This is a genomic window from Alteromonas aestuariivivens, assembly GCF_003367475.1.
Classification (GTDB): Bacteria; Pseudomonadota; Gammaproteobacteria; order Enterobacterales; family Alteromonadaceae; genus Alteromonas; species Alteromonas aestuariivivens.
Map to the genome: position 1 here is coordinate 296,671 of NZ_QRHA01000001.1, position 21,789 is coordinate 318,459.

The window sequence follows — 21,789 nt, forward strand, 5'->3', positions numbered from 1 at the left end:
CGCTTGCCATTAGTGTTGATTCTGAGCAGAGCTCCCATGTTCAGCCACTTCACCAAGGAGGAAACACAATGCATAAAACAATGATTCAGATTGGCCTGGTTGTTATTGCCGTTACCGGTCTGCTCGGCTGTGAAAAAGCAGATCTGGAGGCCAAAAAAGACCAGGTCATGGATGCAGTGGAAAAAGCCAAAGCGGCTATGGAAGATCATATTGATGAGCTGGAAGACAAGCAGGGCCATTATTCTGATCTGATCAAAAAGTACGGTGATAAAGCAGAGGAACTGACCGAGGAATGGAAAGAGGCGCTTGACTACTGCGAGGGCAAAAATACCGAGAAATGCGAGAAACTGCGCGAGTCATTTGAAAGCTTTAAGGCGAAAGTGGCAGACCGTGCAGAACAGGCGCAGAAAGCCGCCGAGGATTTTTTGGAAGACAGTAACAGATAGAGACGTTGAACACGGCACAGCTTGCTTAACTGGGGCCCAATACTTCGGGCCCCATGTACATCATCAATTGTGCGTTAAGGCGATTCAAAATCCGTGACGGTAATATTGCCCTGTAATAGTTTAGCGAGTAATCCTTCCCACTCTGAAGTGTCCCAGTTGGCCTGGCCTGCCATGAAGATGGCTTTTTCCAGATTCTGAAAAGCCAGTTTGTAGTCTCTGTCGGGGCGGTCTTTGTAGGAAAGAGCAAGCAGGTAATAGTACTCAGGGTTTAACCCCTGGGTTGCTTCTACTCTGCTGAGGTATTGAATCGCGCCTTCAACATCTCTTAGTTGTTGATTTTTGGCGGTCAGCTTAATGTGAGCTGCGTGCAGTGCGGCCGCTTCATGGCTTTTTTGCATGGCCGATTCAAACCAGAACAGGGCTTTACTTTCATCATGAATAACCCATGGGCTGGTTAACAGCAATTTACCCAGCCGGTATTCTGCCCGGGCCAGGCCGAATTTACTTGCTTCGGTTATCCATTTTACCGCTTCGGGAATGTCTTCCTGTGCCATGTAAAGCTGCAAGCCATATTCGTACATTGCAGAAGGGTGGCCTTGTATTGCCAGCTGTTTGAGCAGTTCGCGGGCCTGGTTGGGTTGCTCTTCCAGCCAGGGGAACATGATCATGGCCATAGCGTATTGATACTGGTCTTCAAGGGACTCACTTTGTTCTGCAGCCCTGATAATTTTACGGGTTTCCCCATAAAGCCGTGGCAGTTCTTCAATTAATTGAAATTTGTCGCTGGCAGCAACCCCCAGGTACGCCCGATTGACGAACTCAACAGGCTTGCCATTCAAGTCCGGTTTTTCCAGTGGAAAGAGTTTGTAGGAATCGACATACCTGCGCACCGAACCGGATTTTTGAACCTCGCTGATGTAGCGCACCGAGCCGTCTGCTGCCACATCATTTTCCACTACCAGAAAGCCTGGCTGTTCTGTGATAATAAGCCCGTTGGAGTCGAGATCCTCCTCCTCATCATCACCGGAATAAAAATCTTCAAATGGCTCGTCATCGAGGGTTTCCGGATGAAACTTCTGTTCTAAGGCGGTTTTGCCTTCAAAAGTTACTTTGTAATCCAGATTCTTCGGGTTGATGGCAGGCAAATATTGTTGCTGGATTTGATGCTGCTCCGCTACATACTCTTCAAGCAATTGATTTATATCGGATAACTCTTCTTCGTTCAGGTTGGCCAGCATGTTTTTTACCACAGTCTCAGCGTTGTGGTATTTCTGTTCTGCGGCCAGCGCAAAATAAACCAGTGAAGTTAAGGTATCGGCCTGCACGGCCAGGCCTTTGGAATACATAACGCCAAGCTGATAATAGGCGTGAGCGCTGCCCACCCTGGCTCCTTCCTCGTAGAGTGAAAACGCTTGCTGGTATTGCTGGTTTTTGAATTCAGTATTGGCTTTTAACAAGTTGACCGATGCGGCCTGAAATGGCAAAGCAACAGCGAGTGCACTTATCAGGCTTTTGCCTATAAAATTCATATCAGATCCCTTAATCAATAAATGCCATAAAACTACGGGTGTAGTTTTATGGCAAATCTATCGCTAAGTCAGAGCGGTGTCAATGCGCAAACCAAGCTGGCGAGCCCTGAGGCTCGCTGAAAAGCTGTTTAAATGGCCCTGTGCGGGGCTGCGATTGTGAAAGCGTTACTCCGCCACATCCATAGGCGCCGAAGCGGCTTTGGGGCCGTCGTAGTCATAGGTAAACCAGTCAACATCAATGTAACCGGCATCTTCCCGTTCATTCCAGCTAAAGAATCCCAGCCGGTCACCGGTCCATTTGCCGAAAGCAATTGTGAAAGTGGGGCCGAAAGCTTTGAAGCTTTTGCCGTCAAAACTGTATTCGTAGGTTGCCTGGTCTCTGGCGTTGGATGTTCTGACGTACAGATTATTGCCGGTAATTTTGGGGCCAACGGTCTTTTCGCTCATGCCGTTCATATAGAACAGGTGTTTTTCCCCCTGTTCATTTACTTCAACGCCCAAAAGGTTGAACACGCCGCCGTAACGCACGAACCCGGCTAACTGGTGAGGTTGCATGCCGGAAAGGTCAAATTTGGCTACCGCCGTGCCGGTTGTTATTCCCATTATGCGCTGGCTAAGGGTGTTGCTGGCGCGCCAGAAATCGCCGTCAGAACCGTCGTTATTGGTCCACTGGTTAATATTCGGACCGTGGCCGGCTTTGTTGGGCAATACTTTGCTGGCTTTCAGCCGCAACCAGCCCGGGCGCTCGGTTAACGACCAGTGGCTATCCCGCGGGTTGTGGTTCCATTCCCATTGGAAGCCCAGCGTTTCTGAAGAAAAGTCGTCGTCGCTAGCCGGTGCAGAAATGGGGTAGCCGTCAATCGGTTTTTTGTGGCGTTTTACCGGTTCGCCAATGCCGTCGTTGTCTTCATCAATACCGATAATGGGCCAGCCATCCACCCAGGTTACTGGTTCCAGGCATTGGGGGCGGCCCTGGAACGGGATGTCGTCGTTCTGAATCAACTGGTGCATGTACCACCATGAACCGTCCGGAGCCTGCATCAACCCGCCCTGGCTGGCGCTGCGGTCATTAAATTCCGAGCCTTTTTCTAGCACAGTGCGCACTTCGTAAGGGCCGTAAATACTTTCTTTAGAGCGCAACACTAACTGTTTGCGGTCATTTTTGGGGTTTTTAACCCCGGGTTTGGTGGAATAGTCACCCATGGTCCATTGCGCCATGAAGATGTACCAGGTGCCGTCAATTTTATAAATTTTGGCGGCTTCGGCGCCCATGCCTGTGTAAACAAGTTTGCCTTCATCAAGGATTTTGGTGCCATCCCAGCTCATTTCATATATGCGGTTTTCGTTACCTTCAATGGTGTTGTCCGGGCCTTTTTGTTTGGTGCCGGTATTCACCAGCACATACGCTTTGCCGGTTTCCTCATCCCAGAATACTGCAGGATCATCCAGAACATCAGCTTTGGGCAGCATCATAATGGGCTCACTCCACGGGCCGCGGATGTCGTCTGCAGTGGTGACCATCAGGCCATGCTGGTAATCCACCTGATAGACATACCATTTGCCTTCATGGTACGCGATGTCACCGGCCCACACGCCAAAGGAATAGCCGTTCATGCGATCCCAGTTGTATTCAGGCGCCCAGGACAATTTTGGGAAAGCGTGGCCTACATTGGTCCAGTTCACCATATCCTTGGACTCGAGAATTGGCATGCCGGGTGACATGTGCTGCTTGGAAGTGATCATGTAGTAGGTGTCGCCCACCTGCTCAATGTCTGAGTCCGGGTAGTCAGCGTTCAGAATAGGGTTAATGTAAGTGCCGTCACCCTGATCACCAAAGCTGCCTGTTTTAGCGGGTGTCAGGGCTATTTTGAGTTCAGGCTCGTCATTGCTGCTGTGGCTGTTACACCCTGCTGTGGCAGTTAGCAGAGCAATACTAATAATTTTGGCCGTATTATTGAGTGTAAGTAACTTCATGGGTGGTCTTCTTTTCCTCAGTGCATGCATGCTTACAATATATTCACATTCGATAAACTTGAAGATATATGATTGTTAATGCACTTTGAAGAGCTATTTTGATTTTTGTGTTTATGGATATTGGCTTTTTCTAGCAGCAGTAACTGGTATCTTACAGGATGCCAAAGGCTTGAATATGGGCGGTATTCAATCAATCTTTGTTCTTGAAGGGGCAGCAGAAATTGGTCTTTAGCTGAATCCGTCTGCCTGTTGGAATTCGGCAATTTCGGTGCAAAGTTTTTTTAAAAATCACAGCCATTCAATGATTTTTTGCACTCTACAAGCATAGCGCCTAGGCTTGAACAACGTCAAAGAGCTCATGGTGTGGGTTACTTAATTTTCAATCCACTCCTAAAGCTTGGGAGCAACCAACAGGAGCATTTCATGAGAATCGGCATACTTTCCCGTAACCGAAAGCTTTATTCCACCCGCCGCCTAGTGGAAGCGGCAGAAAGCCGGGGGCATGAGGTGAAAGTGGTCGATGTGTTGAAATGTTTTATGAATATTACTGCAAATGATCCCACTGTTTACTACCAGCGGCTGGCCGATACGGTCGAAGAGTTGCAGTTTGATGCGGTGATCCCGCGTATCGGTGCGAGTGTCACTGCCTATGGGTGTGCGGTGTTACGGCAATTTGAGGTTGCGTCTGTCTATTCCATCAATGAGTCGATAGCAATAACGCGTTCACGGGATAAATTGCGGGCTCACCAGTTACTCGCCCGCAAGGGAATTGGTCAGCCGGTAACCAGCTATGCCCACCTGGCCAGGGCTACCGGAGCTTTGATTGAATCGGTAGGGGGCGCTCCACTCATCGTTAAACTCACCGAGAGTACCCAGGGCAATGGTGTGTTGTTGGCCGAAACCAAAAAAGCGGCTGAAGCACTGATAAATGCATTTCGTGGCATTGGCAGTGACTTTTTGGTGCAGGAGTTTATAAAGGAGGCCGGAGGCTCTGATATTCGCTGTTTTGTGGTGGGAGGCCGGGTAATTGCAGCCATGCAACGCAAGGCAGCCAAGGGCGAATACCGTTCAAACCTGCATCGGGGAGGCAGTGCGGAAGTGGTCAAACTCAGTGCTGCAGAACGGCGGTTGGCCGTCAGCGCCGCCAATGTGATGGGGCTGGATTTGGCCGGTGTGGATATTCTGCGTTCTGCCCATGGCCCACTGGTTATTGAAGTTAACTCTTCGCCCGGGCTGGAGGGAATTGAAAACGCTACGGGTATTGATGTGGCGGGTAAAATCATATCCTACATTGAAAAAGATTCAGAATCCGGCCCCAATAAGCCCAAAGGCAAGGGGTAAGGCGCATCGTTGCGTTAACCCAATCCAGGTAGCCATGGGGCGAATTGGTCAAGCGCGGCCGGATAACACTCATTGACGCGTTTTCACAGGTGTTTAAATTTTGTGCTTTTTCTATACTCTTTGAGTCATACTGAGTTCGGCGCAAATGTGACCCTTGCAACCTTGAACGTATCGATGGAATGACGGCTATTATGAACTTTACTTTTGATCACTTCGAACTGGATACCACCAGTTATCAGCTGCGCAGTAACGGTGAGCCGCAGGCCATTGAACCACAGGTGTTCAATTTGCTTGCCTATCTGTTGCAGCACCGGGAGCGCATCGTCAGCAAATCAGAACTGATGGACACTCTGTGGGCCGGAAAGATCATCAGCGAGTCAACACTGAGCAGTTGCGTAAAGGCTGCCCGAAAAGCCATAGGCGACGGGGGCAAAACTCAAAAATACATTGCAACGGTAAACCGCCGTGGATTCCGCTTTATCTCGCCGGTCCGGGAACAGGCCGCAGTGAAGAACTCCACTATGTTGCCTGACAGCAGCGATCAACAGGGGGGCGTAAACGAACTTCTGCGCCAGAGTGCCCTGGCAGGCAGTGAAGAAAACGGTAATGTGTGTTTGTTCCCCATCCGCAACCTTGCCCCGGACAAGCGTATCGTGATCGCCGTATTGCCTTTCCAGTGTCTGGGGGCTGATCTGGTCAGCTTCTTTGCCGAAACCCTATACGAAGAAATCAACATTCATCTGGCCCGAACACCGGGTTTTCTGGTGACGTCGCGCAATAGCGGTGCCTACTACCGGGCAAACCCTGCCAGTCAGAGTAATATTGCTCGTGAGCTGGGGGCGCAGTATATAGTTGATGGCTCGGTCGCTAGCCTGGGAGACCGGCTCACCTTGTCGGTCAAACTGCTGGAGACCGAGAGCGATAGGGTACTGTGGGGTGTCCGAAAAAATTTTCCGTTGGAAAGCCTCGGTGAGCAGCTTGAGGACATTATCCTGAACATTACCAGTGCCATTGAGCCTGAAATTAACCGGGTTGAACTGGCGTGCCTGCGCAAACGTCGTCAGGTGGACCTGGCGGCCTGGGAACTCTACCGCCAGGGGCATGCGGTGCTCGGCCTTAAAGGCTGGAGTGAGGAGAGTTTTGAGGAATGTGCGGACCTGCTGCGTCATGCCATCGCCAAAGACCCAGAACTGGCTTTTGCTCATGCTTATCTGGCCCTGACGCTGGCAATCGGCCATTTGGTCGGATTGGTCAATCATGACGGCTGGCACGAAGAAGCCTTGGCTGCGGCAGAAAAGGCCATTGCCCTGGACAGTCAGGATCCGGATGTCTTGGGTTACGTGGGCTGTGCGTTCAGTGACATGGGGGATTTTTTTCGCGGTATTAAATTGCTGGAACGCTGTGTTGAACTGGACCCCAGCAATGCGCAGGGCTGGGCGGCGCTGGGGGCGGCGCAACTGCAAACCGGCAATGAGGAAGGGTTTAAAAATATGTATCACGGAATTCGCATTAGCCCGCGGGACAACCGTATTGGTGCCTGGGGGGCGTTGTTGGCCCGAGGGTTGCTGAGTTACGGGCGTGTTGATGAAGCCATTGAAGTGGCACAAAATGCCTGCGCATTTGATGATAAAATCTTTTTACCCCGGGTTGTATTGGGTGTGGCGCTGGCACAGGCGGATCAGCCCGAAGCCGCCGCCAGAGCGTTTGAGGATGCCAGGCGCATAAGGCCCAAATTGACCATAAGTGATATTCAGCGTTTTGTGAAACCAGAAGAAATGCAGAAAATGCAGGATTATGCCTTGCTGAGCTGATTCCCAACCACTGTGAAGTCTTTTGTTTTCAGGTAAATTACCATCTCCACAAAATCCCCATAAAACCTCCAACCTATCTTCAAGCTTGGAGATAGGCTGCGACCTATCATTGCTCCTGTCGAGACAATAGTGTCTTACAACATTATCAGGAGATAAATCCATGTTAACCGCAACCCAACCACAAATCGTGAATGAAATTAACTATTCGGCCATCAAGGAAAAGCAACGTACCACCTGGGGCTCGGGCGACTACGGCCGCATTGGCGTAACCCTGCAGATCACCGGCGAGCAGATGTGTGAATCTCTGGACGTGAAATCCGGAGAATCGGTGCTGGATGTGGCCGCAGGCAATGGCAACGCTACCCTGGCGGCAGCACGCCGTTTTTGCCACGTCGTGTCTACCGACTACGTTGAAACGCTGCTGGAACAGTCAAAACTGCGTGCCGAGGCCGAAGGCCTGGAAATCGATTACCAGTTTGCAGACGCCGAAGCTTTACCCTTTGCTGACGATACCTTTGATAACGTGGTGTCGACCTTTGGAGTAATGTTCGCGCCCAACCAAGTACAAAGTGCGGCAGAGCTCATTCGTGTTTGCAAACCCAATGGAAAAATTGGCTTGGTGAACTGGACGCCAGAGGGCTTTGTTGGCCAGTTGTTCAAACTGATTGGCAGCTATGTTGCGCCGCCTGTGGGTGTGAAGTCACCGGCACTGTGGGGAACCCGAACCTTTATTGATGAGCAATTCGAACCGCACGCATCGGAAATCACCTATCGCGTTAAGGAGTTTAATTTTCGCTTCTGCTCACCACAGCACTGGATTGATTTGTTTCGCACTTATTATGGCCCGGTTCATAAAGCTTTTGCCGCTCTGGATGAGCAGCAGGCAGCTAACCTCGAAAGTGACATTCACCAGCTTATAGGCCGGTTTAACCGCAGCCAGGGTGAAGCCATTGTGGTGCCTTCCGAGTATCTGGAAATCGTAGTGCAAAAGCGTTAAGCCATAAACAGGTTCAATGAGGATAAGATCATGCAAAGCACCCATTCACTCACTCATAGCACGCCTGTTGCGGGCGATACCGGCAACCTGGGCAAGCGTGTTGCGGTACTTGCTTACGGGTTTCTTGGATACGCCGTGGGATGTTTTGGACTGTTCTGGCTGATTCTCGGGGCAGGCGCTCTGGCGCCTGTTGGCCTGAGTCACTGGCAGTCTGAATCCGTTTGGCTGGCGCTGTTGGTCGACTGCGGGCTGATTGCGCTATTCGCCCTTCAGCACAGCCTGATGGCCAGAGCCAAATTCAAGAAATGGCTGACAAGATGGATCCCTGCAGCTGCGGAACGGGCCACGTACATGTTGTTGTCAGGGGTAGTCTCCAGCATTGCCATGTATTACTGGCAGTCATTGCCCGGTGTGTTTTGGCAGGTTCAGAATCAGGTCGCGATGATCACCCTTTATGTGCTGTACGTGATGGGTATTGTGTATCTGTTATTGTCTACCTTGGTAACCAACCACTTCGAGTTGATGGGGTTACGCCAGGTATACCTGTATTTTTGCAACAGGCCTTACACACCGCTGGCATTCACCAATAAATATATGTACCGCTATAGCCGCCACCCTATGATGTTGGGCATGCTGATTCTGTTGTGGGCAACGCCCCTGATGACAACAACCCGCCTGGTACTGGCACTTTTGTTCACGCTGTACATGTTTGTGGGCATTTATTTTGAGGAGCGTGATTTGGTGAAGAATTTTGGCGAAACCTACATTCAGTACAAAAAGAAGATAGCAGCCTTCATACCAAAGGTTTACTGACGAGCAGAAGCGCTGGCGATGATGCAATGGCGCAGTCACGGAAATGGATTTCTTATAGAAAAAATCACGCCAAGCAGTTATTGTCTGGTCATTCAGTCAAAGGTAAAACTCTGTTTGCCGTAATAAAAATATCAAGGAAGAATTCTATGAAATTGTCTTTAACTGCCTCCTCCCTGGTCTTGGGTTTGTCGGTATCCGTTGGTGCCAATGCGGTTGATCTGGTTCCCCTGGAGCAATTCCCTGAGTGGTTCAAAACAGCGATGGCCAGAGAGGCCGAAGTGAAAAATACCACTGAACTGGCAATAGAAGCCCTGAACGTCAAGCACAAGGTACTGGGTAATGCAGAGCTTGTTGAACAGGGAGATGGCTATTGGTATTACTCGGTTGGCATTGGTTCTGATACTCCGGTTGAGTGTTATGTCCTGACCGAGTTTGATGGTACCGCGTCCAGCCTGTACAGCATTGTCAGCCATAGTGTAAAAGGGGCAGAGGCCATCAACAAAAAGACCCTCTCATCAACCTTCAATTACGCTATGGATATTGGCTTGATAGGGGATACGCCTTACATGCTGTTAGATACGATGTACAGCCTGGGTGAGGGTAACGAAAAGGTGAGTGGTGTGCTTAAGGGCTTGTCGGCGCAAACCGACAACAGCTTGCAGATTTGTGTACACAATGAATTGGGTTACCGTGATACGTTTCTAACCGTGTTTAAATCTTTTGTCGGTGCCTTTCTGGCGAGCGATACTGACGCCGAATTTTTTGAACCCATCTACCAGCTCTCTTTTAACGGATTACCGGTAGGGTACAGCCGCGAAAAATACACTACCGATCAGGACGGTGACATCAGGATAATCAATGAATCGGCCATGATGCTTCCAGTCAATGCAAACAGCGTTTCCCGTTCGGATACGGTTTCTACTACCTGGAGCCGGCCCGATGGTTCAATTATTAATGCCACCGAGTACTCGGTTGAAAATGACGTACTGGCATCCGAGTTTTCCCTGGCTATTGCGGATGACAGGTGGCAGGTAAATGGGCAAATGCAGGGCAAGCCGATATCAGCGACGCTGGAGTACAACGACTGGCTGATTTCAGGGTTTGGCAGTTATCAGGAAACTGCGAATCTGCTCAAGTCGGAGCAGCAGGCCAGCGAAGTTTACATGTGGTCCAGCGATGCCGACCCGACCTCTGCGCTCAAGATCACTCTGACCAAAATAGCGGATGACCCCAATGCCAACATCCAGATTGATATGGGGCCGATTGTGATGAAGGTCATGGCCGACGATCTGGGGGTTATCCAGCGAGGTACCCTTAGCCAGGGGCCAATCAGCATGCAGATGGAATTATTGCACGTGAGTGGCGAGCCCAAGTGGCCATGAGGATAACTGCCTGGTTGATTTGCTGTTGGAGCTGGGGAGCTTTTGCCCAAACAGTGCCTTCGATGGCGCAATTGAGCATAGCTCTCAAGCCCGAGCAGTCCTTGCCACTTTCAAGTGAAATTCGTTTTGAGCTGGAAACCCGTAACCCTGAAGCAATCGCAGCAGCGCTGCGTGAGTGGCAGGGAGTTACCACTGCTCCGGTGAGTGACAATGTTCTCGCTGTTACCATGAAGGCGCAGCCTCAATACACCGGCAGCGTACAGGAGCAGCACTCAAAGGCCAGTTTTGTGGTGGATTTTGATGAAAGTGCTACTCAGGAGTTCGTGGCCGGTTTCAAAACTTTGCCCGGGGAAGCGGTGAGGTTAGAGCAACTGGCAGAATACGTGAGTGAGTTTATGGTGAACCCTACCTCTATTCACGGTTTCAATATTGCTTCGGTAGTAGCGGCTCAGCAAAGCGGTGACTGTACGGAATACGCGGTTTTGTCTACGGCGCTAGCCCGTGCGCTGGGTTTACCTGCGCGGGTAATTGTCGGTTCGGTAATTGTTGAGTTGCCAGATGAGGTGGTGGCTTATGGCCATGCCTGGGCAGAAGTGTGGCACAACGAACGCTGGAATATTGTCGATGCTGCGTTGTACGGCGCCGGGTTTGCACAGGCTTTTTATTTACCGGCGAGTGATTTGGCGAAGGAAGGCCCGGGCTACTCCATGTCCGTTATCAATGCGGTAAACCTGATGCCGGTTAAAATTCGTCAGCTTAGCAGCATCTGATCCAAATCAGAGTTTTGGTTACAGCTGGGTAGAGACAAAAACCAGCAGGCCGTTGGCAGGCCAACACCAGAGCATCGCGGTTGACGTTCATCAGGTCACCGAGGGGCGCCAGTACCGGCATGGTATTCACATGGGGGAAGGGCATTCGGCCATCAGTGTTTCTTCATTGTCGAGAAAGAAGCGCAACTGCTAAAACTGAAAAAAGACAGCCCGGTGCTGGTTCTCAAAGTATTAACCTGTGATACCAAAAACGCCCGGTTGAATATTTAACCTCAATAAACCACCCGCAACTGGTGGTTTTTGAAACTCCAATCCAGGCAACTACACATTAAGAAGTGATGATGATAAGTAAAAAACTCCTGATTTTGGTCTCTGTGCTCAGTTTCAATGCCGTTTCAATGGCAAATGAGCATGAAAGCGACCCTTCCCTTCCCATTCCGGAAGAACAAAGCTTTGTGACATCGCACACCGGCAAGTTCGGTGGCCGCAAGCTGGATTACAGTGCCGAAGTAAGCAATATGTTGCTCAAAGACAGCGAAGGCGGGGTGTATGCCAGTGTTGTTACTACCGCCTATCTGGCCAAGGAAAAACAGGCTAATCGCCCGGTTACCTTTGTGTTTAATGGCGGGCCAGGGTCTTCGTCAGTGTGGTTACACATGGGGATGGTGGGGCCAAAACGGGTTGTGGTGCCCAGTGATGCCCAGGACGCTGGCAATGCACCGTACCAGATGGTGGACAACGAGTATTCCATTCTGGACGTGACCGATATTGTGTTGATTGACCCTGTGGGTACCGGATTCAGTAAGCTGGCAGGTAAAGGTACTGCTGAAGACGTGTGGGGCCTCAAGGAAGACGCCAAAACCACCGCTACGGTGATTCGGGAGTGGATCCGCAAAAATAAACGTTGGAACAGCCCCAAGTATGTACTGGGAGAAAGCTTTGGTACCACCCGCAGCGCGGCGATGCTGCCGTATCTGCACAATCGCGAAGAGCCCATTCGTTTGAATGGCATTATTATGGTTTCCCAGGCGCTCGACTTTACCGGCAGTACGCCCTGGACTCCGCACAACATGCTGGCCTATGTCACCTATTTGCCGAGTATGTCTGCTACCGCCTGGTACCACAACAAACTGGCCGACCGCCCTGCCAGCCTGACTGAACATCTTGAAGAAGTGCGCAGTTTTGCGGTGAATGAATACCTGCCGGCCCTGTTCAAAGGAAGCCGCTTGCCTGCTGCAGAGTTCAATCAGGTGGCCTCAAAGCTCGCTGGTTATCTGGGACTGGATGTGAACTATGTCAAGCGTGCGAACCTCAGGGTACAGGCCAACCGGTTTGAAAAACAACTGCTGCGGGAAGAAGGTCTGTCGACCGGTAATTTTGACAGCCGCTATACCACCAATGAAACAGACGATCTGGCCGTGACAACCCGTTATGATGCCGCCAGTGCCGCGGTCAGTGCTGCCTATACCGCCGCGCTGAATGATTATCTGCATAATGATCTCGGTGTTAGCTGGCTGCAGCCATACATTGTGAGCAGCTCTGAAGTCGGTGATAACTGGGTCTGGCATCGCGGCAGCCACAGTGAGCCCCAGTTTGTGCATGCGGCTTCCTATCTGGCCGAAGGCATGAGCAAAAACCCGGCGTTAAAAGTGATGGTTGCCAGTGGTTACTACGATTATTCCACGCCGTTTTTTGATGCCGAGTTTACTTTTGGCCGCCACGGGATTGATATGAGCCGGGTCACCATGACTTACTATGAGTCCGGGCATATGATGTATCTGCACCATCCATCGTTGCAAAAACTGGCGGAAGACACCCGCGCTTTTTATCTTGTGAAATAAGCGGGCGTTTCATAAGGGATACAACGCAGACCAATATTGAACGCGCAGTTCACCCGCATGGTGCCCTGTAAATTGGGGCGCTGTTTATGGCCAACGGGTTATCAGCTTTTATTGGGGGCTTGCTTTTCAAGCTTAAGCCAGTGTTCTGGAAATTGAACCCAATCATATTTTGACTGATTCCACGCTGACAGTGTGGGCTCAGGAAAGCCTGGATCGGTAAAGCACCCCACTGGTATTCCCGTCATGCCCGTAAACATTTCCGCTTCTATATAAAGTGTGGAGCCGCAATTGGAACAAAAATAAGTAGTGACCGAGTTGCCACTCTCCGTTGCAACTCGGAACGATTTGGGCGTACCCTCCCGCCCGGTAATTTTGTGGTTATCAAAATACGCTCCTACGCCAAACACTGAGCCAGTGCGACGCTGGCAGTTCTGGCAGTTGCAGGCCAGGGTGATGCTTGGGTCTCCCCGCACCTGAATCGTCAGTTTTCCGCACATACATTGTGCTTTTCGTTCCATTGTTTTTCCCCAGCCGTGGCTGCCCAATAATCAAGCGTAGTATTGTTCCAGTCTATCCAAATACGCTCGCTTGTCACTTTCTGGCAACCAGGTTACGGAAAACGCATTTGCCATCAGGGTTTTCAATTCCGAACGGGAAAAGTCGCCTTCCTGTTGCAGGGCAATCAGGTTTTCGTTCAGGTAAGCCCTGAAATAGGCCGGATCGTCAGAGTTGATGGTGGCTTTCATACCCCGCTTGAGCATGTCGCGGATTTCCCCTGAAGTCAGTGACTGGACCACAAACTGGTTCGAAACGGGGCACACAGTGAGGCCCAGCCCTTTGCTTTTGATCAGTTCACACAACTCGTCTGATTCCAGCGCATTAACGCCGTGATCGATTCGATCGACTTCTATTTCTTCAAGCACCTGTCGAATGTGTTCTAAAGTATTTTTTTGATTTACGTCGCAATGCATGGTGAGTTTTAAACCCCATTTCCGTGCCAGCGCGAAAACGTCTTTGAATTTTATCGGCGGGTTATTGAACTCGTCAGAATCGAGTCCAACGCCTACCAGCCAGTCCAGATACGGCTCGGCCAGTTTAAGGTGCTCCATGGCAGACTCGGCGCTCATATCGCGTAAAAAACACATTATGAGCTGGCTGCGTATACCAAGCTTGTTCTCGGCATCGCACTGGGCCCGGCGAATGCCCTTAATCACAGTGTCGAAGGCCACGCCGCGAATGGTATGGCCCTGGGGGTCAAAGAATATTTCGGCGTAAACAATGTTTTGTGAAGCGGCTTTGGCCAGATAATCCCAGGTGAGCTGATAGAAATCGTCTTCTTCAATTAGCACGCTCATGCCGGCATAGTAAATTTTCAAAAATGAGGGAAGATCGTAAAAGTCGTAAGCGGCAATCAGTGCCTGAGGCGTGTCGAACGGTAAGCTAACGTTGTTTTTCTTGGCCAATGCAAAGCTGAGTTCCGGCTCCAGGGTGCCTTCAATGTGGACGTGTAATTCTGCCTTGGGCATGTTTTCGATAAATGCTTTCATAATCCAGATTCTCGATACAGCAAAAGGCGGGGAGCAGCAAATACTGTTCCAGAAGGCTGAGTGTTACTCCAGCCGACAGGCATGGGCAGTAAAACGGAGTAAAACCCACCTGAAGAGGGCCAAAATTGAGCAAGTGCACCAATAAAAGGCCACAAACTTTACAAATCGGGGCTGTGTTGGATAGTATTGACGCGCTGTTTCACTCAAAGGTTTTGAATTGAATTCGATTGCCAGGCTGTTTACCGTTTTTGCTGTGATGGTTGCTCTTTGCGGGCAGGCGTTTTCGTACGCCGAAATGCATTGCGAAATGGCCATGCAGGCAACCGGTACACCGGCTTCAAAGCCGGCGCAGAATAGCCACGCAGCCATGGGCCACGCCATGATGCAGCATGGTGATATGAACCATGACATGGCTCCCGTTGCAGAAGCGCAGGCAGCACAGGACTGCTGTGCATCCGATTGCCAGTGCCCGATGAACGCCTGTACTTCCTACACCTGTGTCAGTTTCCAGCTACAAATAGCAGAGGCTGGCGTGCAGTCTGAGGTCTACGCAGCTGCCCAGTCTGCAACCCCAAAATCCAGTATTACTTCCCTTTATCGCCCACCGATAATTACCTGATACAGGATCATTGTGCCTGAAATTTACCGTACCTGAGGCGGTTACAATGGGCTGCCACTGAGCGTTGACCCGATATCATAAATATCAACTAATTTTTTTTACAAGGGACAATTCCGATGCTTGTGAATACATTGCGTTCAGTACGCCTGGGTATTTTGTTCTGTGGTTTTTTGCAAGCGGTGAGTGCTCACTCACAGGAGGCGCTTTCGCTGCAGCATGCCATTGATATAGCGCTCAGTAACGACCCCTGGGTGAAAGGCAGCCTGTTGAAACAGCAGGCGCTGGAAGAACAGGTTGTGGCAGCCGGTACATTGCCGGACCCTACAGTCTCCATTGGCCTGATGAACCTGCCGATGGACAGCTGGAGCTTTGATCAGGAAGCCATGACCCAGTTCAAAATTGGCGTAACCCAGATGTTTCCACGTGGGGATGCGCTGGAAATTCGTCAGGGGCAGTTGAAGGCCGAGTCACAGAAATATCCCCTGCTGCGCGACGATCGTCGGGCCACAATAGAGAGTAAAGTGACCCAGTTGTGGCTGGAGGTGTACCAGGCACAGGCCACCATTGCGTTAATTGAACAGGACAAAGCCCTGTTTGAACAACTGGTGGAGGTAACCCGCGCCAGTTACGCATCGGCCACGGGTAAGACCCGTCAGCAGGACATCATTCGTGCCCAGTTGGAGCTGGTGCAGTTGGATGACCGTTTGACGGTACAGTACCAGCAACTTGAAGCTGCTGCTGCACAATTGTCAGAGTGGCTGTATCAGTTTGACGCCGCTAACCCTGACATGCTGATGAACTTCGACAACGTTGTGCTGGCTGAAGGTGTTGCAGAGCGATTGCCGGAGTTGACGTTAGACCCTCTGGCCGATGCCGGGCTTTCACGCAGCGAACTGGCTCGCCGTCTGGCTGGCCACCCTGCAATACTGGCAATTGACGTTTCCCAGCAGGTTGCGCATAAGGAAACCGAACTGGCCCGTCAGCAAAACCAGCCCCAGTGGGGCGTTAACGCCAGTTATGCCTACAGGGACAGTGCGCCCAATGGCATGGACCGGGCTGATTTTTTCTCCGTGGGCGTCACCTTCGACCTGCCACTGTTTTCCGAGAACCGCCAGGACAAACAGGTTTCGGCTTCAGTGGCTATGGCCGAATCGGTGAAAACCGAAAAGCTGCTAACCCTCAAGGCCATGCTCAGTCAGGTTGAAAAAGGGCTTCGTCAATTGGCGCGGCTCAGACAGCGTGATGGGTTGTACAGCGAGGAACTGCTGGCTCAGGTGCGCGAACAGTCTGAGGCCTCGCTGACCGCCTACACTAATGATGACGGTGATTTCGCTGAGGTGATCCGTGCCCGTATCGCGGAACTGAACGCCAAAATTGCTGCGCTTCAAATCGAGGTGGATATTCTCAAAATCACCGCGCAGCTGAATTACTATTTTGCCCAATCCGGATCCAATCCGGCACCTGTAATGGGAGACAACTAATGTCCGAGAAAACAAAAACAATAATCGTGGCGGCGCTGGCGGGTGCAGCGATAGGAGCCGCAGCGCTGTGGGTATTGCAACCGGCTGAACAGGCACATCAAAGTGACGCTTCCGGTGAGAAGAAACCATTGTACTGGGTGGCGCCGATGGACTCGAACTACCGTCGTGACAAACCCGGTAAATCGCCGATGGGGATGGACCTTATTCCGGTTTATGAAGAAGACGCCGGGGCCGCAGACAACAGTGCCGGCACGGTAACCATCTCGCCTGATGTGGTGAATAACCTGGGGGTGAGAACCGCCAAAGTGGTGCGCACTTCATTGGAATCCAACTTGTTAACGGTGGGCTATGTGCAGTATGACGAAGACACTCTGGTGCACATTCACCCCAGAGTGGAAGGCTGGATTGAACAGCTTTTCGTTAAGGCCGCCGGTGAGCCGGTAAGCAAGGGACAGCCCCTGTACACGCTGTATTCGCCCCAGCTGGTGACCGCGCAGGAAGAATTGTTGATTGCCCTCAGGCGTAACAACGAAACCCTGGTCAGCGCTGCCAAAGAGCGCCTGCAGTCGTTGCATCTGTCGCCGGAATTTATTGCCAAGCTGATGAAAAACAGGAAGGTTTACCAGAGTGTGACCTTTTATTCTCCGCAGTCCGGTGTGGTGGATGGATTGCAGATCCGTGAAGGATTCTTCGTTCAGCCCGGCACCACGCTGATGAGCATTGGGCAGCTTAATGAAGTGTGGGTGGAAGCCGAGGTGTTTGAACGGGATGCCGCACTGGTAAGGGCAGGGCTGCCGGTCACCATGACGCTGGACTATCTGCCGGGTAAAACCTGGCAGGGCGTGGTGGATTATGTTTACCCGACGCTGGACGCCCAGAACCGCACGTTGCGGGTTCGCATGCGCTTTAGCAACCCTGAGCATCAGCTCAAGCCCAACATGTTTGCGCAAGTTACCATTGTTGCAGGTGAGTCGCCCAATACCCTGGTGGTGCCGAAAGAATCGGTGATCCGCACCGGCAAGCAGGACCGGGTGGTACTCGATAAGGGCGACGGGCGCTTTAAGTCGGTGGCGGTAAGCATCGGGCGGGTGACCGGGGAAAATATTGAGATCCTTGATGGCCTTGCCGAAGGCGACGTGGTGGTCACCTCGGCCCAGTTTCTGATTGATTCCGAGTCAAGCAAAACCTCCGATTTCAAGCGCATGAGCCATGACGCCGAGCCGGATTCAGTGTGGATGGAAGGCAGTGTGAACTCGGTGATGGCGGGGCATCGCATGGTCAACATTACCCATGGCCCGGCCGAGGCGTGGAACTGGCCTGAAATGACGATGGATTTTACCGTTGACGAATCGGTTGATATGGATGCCCTGGAAGCCGGGCAGTCGCTGCATTTTGAAGTGACCAAAACCTCTGGTGGTGGCTACAGGTTAACAGGCATCCACATTATGCAAGGCATGGACAACAGCGCTTCTTCGGCCACAGTAAACGGTGTGATCAATACGGTGGACAGCGAAAACCGAGTGCTGAATATCAGCCGCGGCGCCATCGAAAAATGGGACAGGCCGCCCGCCACCATGGACTTCAGAGTGGCAGATGACATTGACCTTTCCTTGCTCAAGGCGGGCATGACCGTCAGCTTTACTTTTGAAGTCGGCGACGATTTTGTGGTGGTGGCGATTACGCCGGTTGATGCCGGCGGGCATGATATGGCTGGCCATGCTGATCACAGCAATCACTGAACCGGGAGCCATTATCAATGATTGAAGCCATAATTCGATGGTCGGTCGGCAACCGCTTTTTTGTTCTGCTGTCGACCCTGATTGTGATTTTTGCCGGTCTTTTTGCGCTTAAAAATACGCCGGTGGACGCCATTCCTGATTTGTCCGACGTGCAGGTAATAGTCAAGACCAGCTACCCCGGGCAGGCACCCCAGGTAGTGCAGGATCAGATCACCTTTCCGCTTACTACGGCCATGTTGTCGGTGCCCGGTGCACAAACGGTAAGGGGGTTTTCGTTCTTCGGGGATTCTTACGTCTACATCATTTTTGATGATGACACCGATTTATACTGGGCGCGCAGCCGGGTGCTGGAATACCTCAGCCAGGCCGCATCCAACCTGCCGGCCAATGCCAAACCGGAGCTTGGGCCGGACGCCACCGGTGTAGGCTGGGTGTACATTTATGCTCTGGCCGACAAAACCGGCCGCCACGACATCAGCCAGTTGCGCAGTATTCAGGACTGGTTCCTCAAGTACGAACTGCAAACGGTACCCGGTGTCTCGGAAGTGGCCACCGTGGGCGGTATGGTCAAACAGTATCAGGTGCAGGTGGACCCGGATAAACTGCGCGCCTACGGCATTCCCTTGTCTTTGATCCAGCTGGCGTTGGACAAGGGCAACCAGGAAACCGGTGCGTCGGTCATTGAAATGGCCGAAGCCGAATACATGGTCACTGCCACCGGCTACATTCAATCAGTAGCCGATATCGAATCCATCCCGCTGGGCATTAATGCCTCCGGCACACCGCTGACCATCGGCGATGTGGCACAGGTTAATGTTGGGCCACAGATGCGCCGTGGTATAGCTGAGCTCAATGGTGAAGGCGAAGTGGTTGGTGGCGTGGTGGTGATGCGCTTTGGTGAAAATGCGCAGAAAACCATCGATGGAGTTAAAGCCAAACTGGCTGAGTTGCAGCGTTCGTTGCCCGACGGCGTGGAAGTGGTGACCGTCTACGACCGTTCGCAACTGATTGAACGAGCAGTGGACAACCTATGGAGCAAGCTGCTCGAAGAACTGGCTGTGGTGGCATTGGTTTGCGTGGCGTTCCTGTTCCATCTGCGCTCTTCGATTGTGGCGGTGGTGACCTTGCCGCTGGGTATTTTGGTATCGTTCATTGTGATGTACCTGCAAGGCATTAATGCCAACATTATGTCACTGGGGGGCATAGCCATTGCCATCGGGGCCATGACCGACGGTGCCATTGTGATGATCGAAAATATGCACAAGCATATGGAGAAGACCCCTCTCACCGATGAAAACCGTTGGCAGATTGTCGCCAAGGCCGCCTCGGAAGTAGGGCCGGCTCTGTTTTTCAGCCTGTTGATCATTACTGTGTCGTTCCTGCCGGTATTTATTCTCGAAGCCCAGGAAGGCAGGATGTTCTCGCCGCTGGCCTATACCAAAACCTACGCCATGGCAGCGTCGGCCGGGCTTGCCATTACGCTGGTGCCGGTGCTAATGGGTTACTTCATTCGCGGCAAGGTGATTTCTGAGCATAAAAACCCGCTCAACCGGTTACTGATTGCGGCTTACCTGCCGGTATTGAAACAGGTACTGAAATTTCCTAAAGCGACATTGCTTGCGGCTATGGTGATCACGGTACTGGGTTTCTATCCGCTGGACAAAATTGGCAGTGAATTCATTCCGCCACTGGATGAGGGCGACCTGATGTACATGCCCACCACCTACCCGGGAGTGTCGATAGGGAAAGCCCGTGAGTTGTTGCAGCAAACCGATAAGCTCATACGCACCGTCCCGGAAGTACAGAACGTGTTCGGTAAAGTGGGGCGGGCGGATACGGCAACTGACCCAGCGCCACTGACCATGATTGAAACCTTCATTCAACTCAAACCCAAAAGTGAATGGCGTGAGGGGCTGACTACCGAAAGCCTGAAGGCGGAACTGGATTCTTTAGTGAAGTTTCCGGGCCTGACCAACGCCTGGGTGATGCCCATCAAAACCCGCATTGACATGCTGGCAACCGGCATCAAGACCCCGGTGGGCATTAAGGTAGCCGGGCCAGACCTGGCGGTGATCCAGGACATCGGCCAGCAACTGGAAACCATTCTTAAAGATGTGCCGGGAACCGCATCGGTGTATTCCGAAAGGGTCGCCGGTGGCCGCTACATCAAAGTGGACATTCAGCGTGACAAAGCCAGCCGGTTTGGTCTCAACATTGCCGATGTGCAGCAGGTGATTTCCACCGCCATTGGAGGCATGAATGTGACTCAGACCGTTGAAGGCCAGGAACGTTACCCGGTTAATTTGCGTTACCCGCAGGACTACCGCAACTCCCCGGAGAGTCTGGCGCGGCTCCCTATCGTGACACCCACCGGGCAGCGTATCGCCCTGGGTGATGTTGCCCGGGTGTATGTGGAAAGTGGCCCGCCGGGGATCAAAAGTGAAAACGCCCGCATCAATGGCTGGAGCTACATCGACATCGACGGTGTGGACATTGGCAGTTATGTTGCCAACGCCAAAGCGGCGCTGGCCGATAAGCTGGAATTGCCGGCCGGTTATTCACTGAACTGGGCCGGGCAGTACGAATACATGGAACGGGCCAAGGAAAAGCTCAGCTATGTGTTACCGCTGACTCTGGCAATTATTCTGGTGCTGCTGTACCTGAATTTCCGCTCATTCAGTGAAGTGGCGATCATCGTGGTGTCGTTGCCAATGGCCCTGATTGGTGGCCTGTGGTTGATGTACCTGGAGGGCTTCAATTTCTCGGTGGCTGTTGGGGTTGGCTTCATTGCCCTTGCCGGCGTTGCGGTTGAGATTGGCGTGATCATGCTGGTATACCTGAACCAGTCATATCAGGCCATGCAGGAAGACTGTGCCCGGCAGGGGCGGGCCTTGACCCGCAGCGATTTGGCGCAGGCAGTAACGGATGGTGCCGGAATGCGGGTCCGCCCGGTGATGATGACGGTCGCTACCATTATTATTGGTTTGCTTCCTATTCTTTACGGCAGTGGCACCGGTTCGGAAGTGATGAGCCGGATTGCTGCGCCCATGGTGGGCGGTATGGCCAGTGCCGTGCTGCTGACCTTGCTTGTGTTGCCTGCCATTTACTTCCTGTGGCGAAGCCACCAGGTTGGCAATGACACCCGACCGCCGTTCAGCCTGCTCAAAACCAGCCGTAAATACCACAAGTGGCTGATGGCGTTCATTGGACTGCAGTTTGTGATCTGGTCAGTGACCGGTACCTACATGGTGTTTTTTGATATTGATTACATTCACGGCGACACCCTGGTACATACGCCGCAGGATAAAATTGACCCCAACACCATTCACTATTCTCAGGCTGAGCTATTTGCTGACCATAGAGGCGCTCACGATGTGTCACTGGGTACGCTGGCCGGGCAAGCGGTTTACCGCTTCCGTGCAGGTGAGCAACGGGTGATGGTCAGTGCGCACAATGGCAAAGTGCTGTCGCCGCTGGACGAAGCTACCGCCGTTGAACT

The 21,789-nt window shown here is 52.0% G+C and carries 16 protein-coding genes and 1 pseudogene; 13 read left to right on the forward strand and 4 right to left on the reverse strand.

The genetic code is table 11. From position 1 onward, the window contains the following. Positions 1 to 68 precede the first annotated feature (68 nt). Positions 69 to 446: a hypothetical protein gene (locus DXV75_RS01240; RefSeq protein ID WP_115591405.1), complete on the forward strand. Its 378-nt coding sequence runs from the start codon at positions 69 to 71 to the stop codon at positions 444 to 446. Positions 447 to 520: 74 nt separating this feature from the next. Here the strand turns inward: DXV75_RS01240 and DXV75_RS01245 are convergent, their stop codons facing one another. Both DXV75_RS01245 and DXV75_RS01250 read right to left on the reverse strand, forming a co-directional pair. Further along, positions 521 to 1,975 (reverse strand): tetratricopeptide repeat protein, encoded by a 1,455-nt coding sequence (locus tag DXV75_RS01245; protein WP_115591406.1) that lies wholly within the window; start codon positions 1,973 to 1,975, stop codon positions 521 to 523. Between the two features lie 165 nt (positions 1,976 to 2,140). Then, complete coding sequence (locus DXV75_RS01250; RefSeq protein ID WP_115591407.1) at positions 2,141 to 3,949, reverse strand: glycoside hydrolase family 43 protein; 1,809 nt, start codon at positions 3,947 to 3,949, stop codon at positions 2,141 to 2,143. Positions 3,950 to 4,372: 423 nt separating this feature from the next. On the opposite strand from DXV75_RS01250, the gene rimK reads away from it, so the two are divergent. From rimK to DXV75_RS01285, 8 genes are all read left to right on the forward strand, one after another. Continuing rightward, complete coding sequence (rimK, locus tag DXV75_RS01255; RefSeq protein WP_115591408.1) at positions 4,373 to 5,290, forward strand: 30S ribosomal protein S6--L-glutamate ligase; 918 nt, start codon at positions 4,373 to 4,375, stop codon at positions 5,288 to 5,290. 191 nt (positions 5,291 to 5,481) lie between these two features. Beyond that, positions 5,482 to 7,101, forward strand: coding sequence for a winged helix-turn-helix domain-containing protein (locus DXV75_RS01260; protein WP_181898316.1), 1,620 nt, complete (start codon positions 5,482 to 5,484; stop codon positions 7,099 to 7,101). A 160-nt stretch (positions 7,102 to 7,261) separates the two neighbouring features. After that, positions 7,262 to 8,098 (forward strand): class I SAM-dependent methyltransferase, encoded by an 837-nt coding sequence (locus tag DXV75_RS01265; RefSeq protein WP_115591410.1) that lies wholly within the window; start codon positions 7,262 to 7,264, stop codon positions 8,096 to 8,098. Between the two features lie 30 nt (positions 8,099 to 8,128). Next, positions 8,129 to 8,911, forward strand: coding sequence for an NnrU family protein (locus tag DXV75_RS01270; protein WP_115591411.1), 783 nt, complete (start codon positions 8,129 to 8,131; stop codon positions 8,909 to 8,911). Between the two features lie 146 nt (positions 8,912 to 9,057). Further along, entirely contained in the window at positions 9,058 to 10,293 is a 1,236-nt protein-coding gene (locus DXV75_RS01275) for a hypothetical protein (protein ID WP_115591412.1), read from the forward strand. A gap of 62 nt (positions 10,294 to 10,355) precedes the next feature. Continuing rightward, positions 10,356 to 11,063 (forward strand): transglutaminase-like domain-containing protein, encoded by a 708-nt coding sequence (locus DXV75_RS01280; protein ID WP_245953080.1) that lies wholly within the window; start codon positions 10,356 to 10,358, stop codon positions 11,061 to 11,063. A gap of 52 nt (positions 11,064 to 11,115) precedes the next feature. Then, positions 11,116 to 11,256, forward strand: coding sequence for a hypothetical protein (locus tag DXV75_RS17085; protein ID WP_181898317.1), 141 nt, complete (start codon positions 11,116 to 11,118; stop codon positions 11,254 to 11,256). Positions 11,257 to 11,461: 205 nt separating this feature from the next. Continuing rightward, entirely contained in the window at positions 11,462 to 12,904 is a 1,443-nt protein-coding gene (locus DXV75_RS01285) for a S10 family peptidase (RefSeq protein WP_220272493.1), read from the forward strand. A 101-nt stretch (positions 12,905 to 13,005) separates the two neighbouring features. Here the strand turns inward: DXV75_RS01285 and DXV75_RS01290 are convergent, their stop codons facing one another. After that, the gene (locus DXV75_RS01290) at positions 13,006 to 13,422 is read right to left on the reverse strand and encodes a GFA family protein (protein ID WP_115591415.1); all 417 of its coding nucleotides are present in this window, start codon (positions 13,420 to 13,422) and stop codon (positions 13,006 to 13,008) included. A 30-nt stretch (positions 13,423 to 13,452) separates the two neighbouring features. Continuing rightward, complete coding sequence (add, locus tag DXV75_RS01295; protein ID WP_115591416.1) at positions 13,453 to 14,451, reverse strand: adenosine deaminase; 999 nt, start codon at positions 14,449 to 14,451, stop codon at positions 13,453 to 13,455. Positions 14,452 to 14,668: 217 nt separating this feature from the next. Between add and DXV75_RS01300 the strand changes: the two genes are divergently transcribed. The 4 genes and pseudogenes from DXV75_RS01300 to DXV75_RS01315 all read left to right on the forward strand — a co-directional run. Continuing rightward, positions 14,669 to 15,070, forward strand: coding sequence for a hypothetical protein (locus DXV75_RS01300; protein WP_115591417.1), 402 nt, complete (start codon positions 14,669 to 14,671; stop codon positions 15,068 to 15,070). 116 nt (positions 15,071 to 15,186) lie between these two features. Continuing rightward, the gene (locus tag DXV75_RS01305) at positions 15,187 to 16,551 is read left to right on the forward strand and encodes a TolC family protein (protein ID WP_115591418.1); all 1,365 of its coding nucleotides are present in this window, start codon (positions 15,187 to 15,189) and stop codon (positions 16,549 to 16,551) included. Continuing rightward, complete coding sequence (locus DXV75_RS01310) at positions 16,551 to 18,290, forward strand: efflux RND transporter periplasmic adaptor subunit (RefSeq protein WP_115591419.1); 1,740 nt, start codon at positions 16,551 to 16,553, stop codon at positions 18,288 to 18,290. The genes DXV75_RS01305 and DXV75_RS01310 overlap by 1 nt, the downstream gene beginning before the upstream one ends. A gap of 17 nt (positions 18,291 to 18,307) precedes the next feature. Further along, positions 18,308 to 21,409: pseudogene (locus DXV75_RS01315) on the forward strand (efflux RND transporter permease subunit); the annotation flags it as partial. Between the last annotated feature and the right edge of the window lie 380 nt (positions 21,410 to 21,789).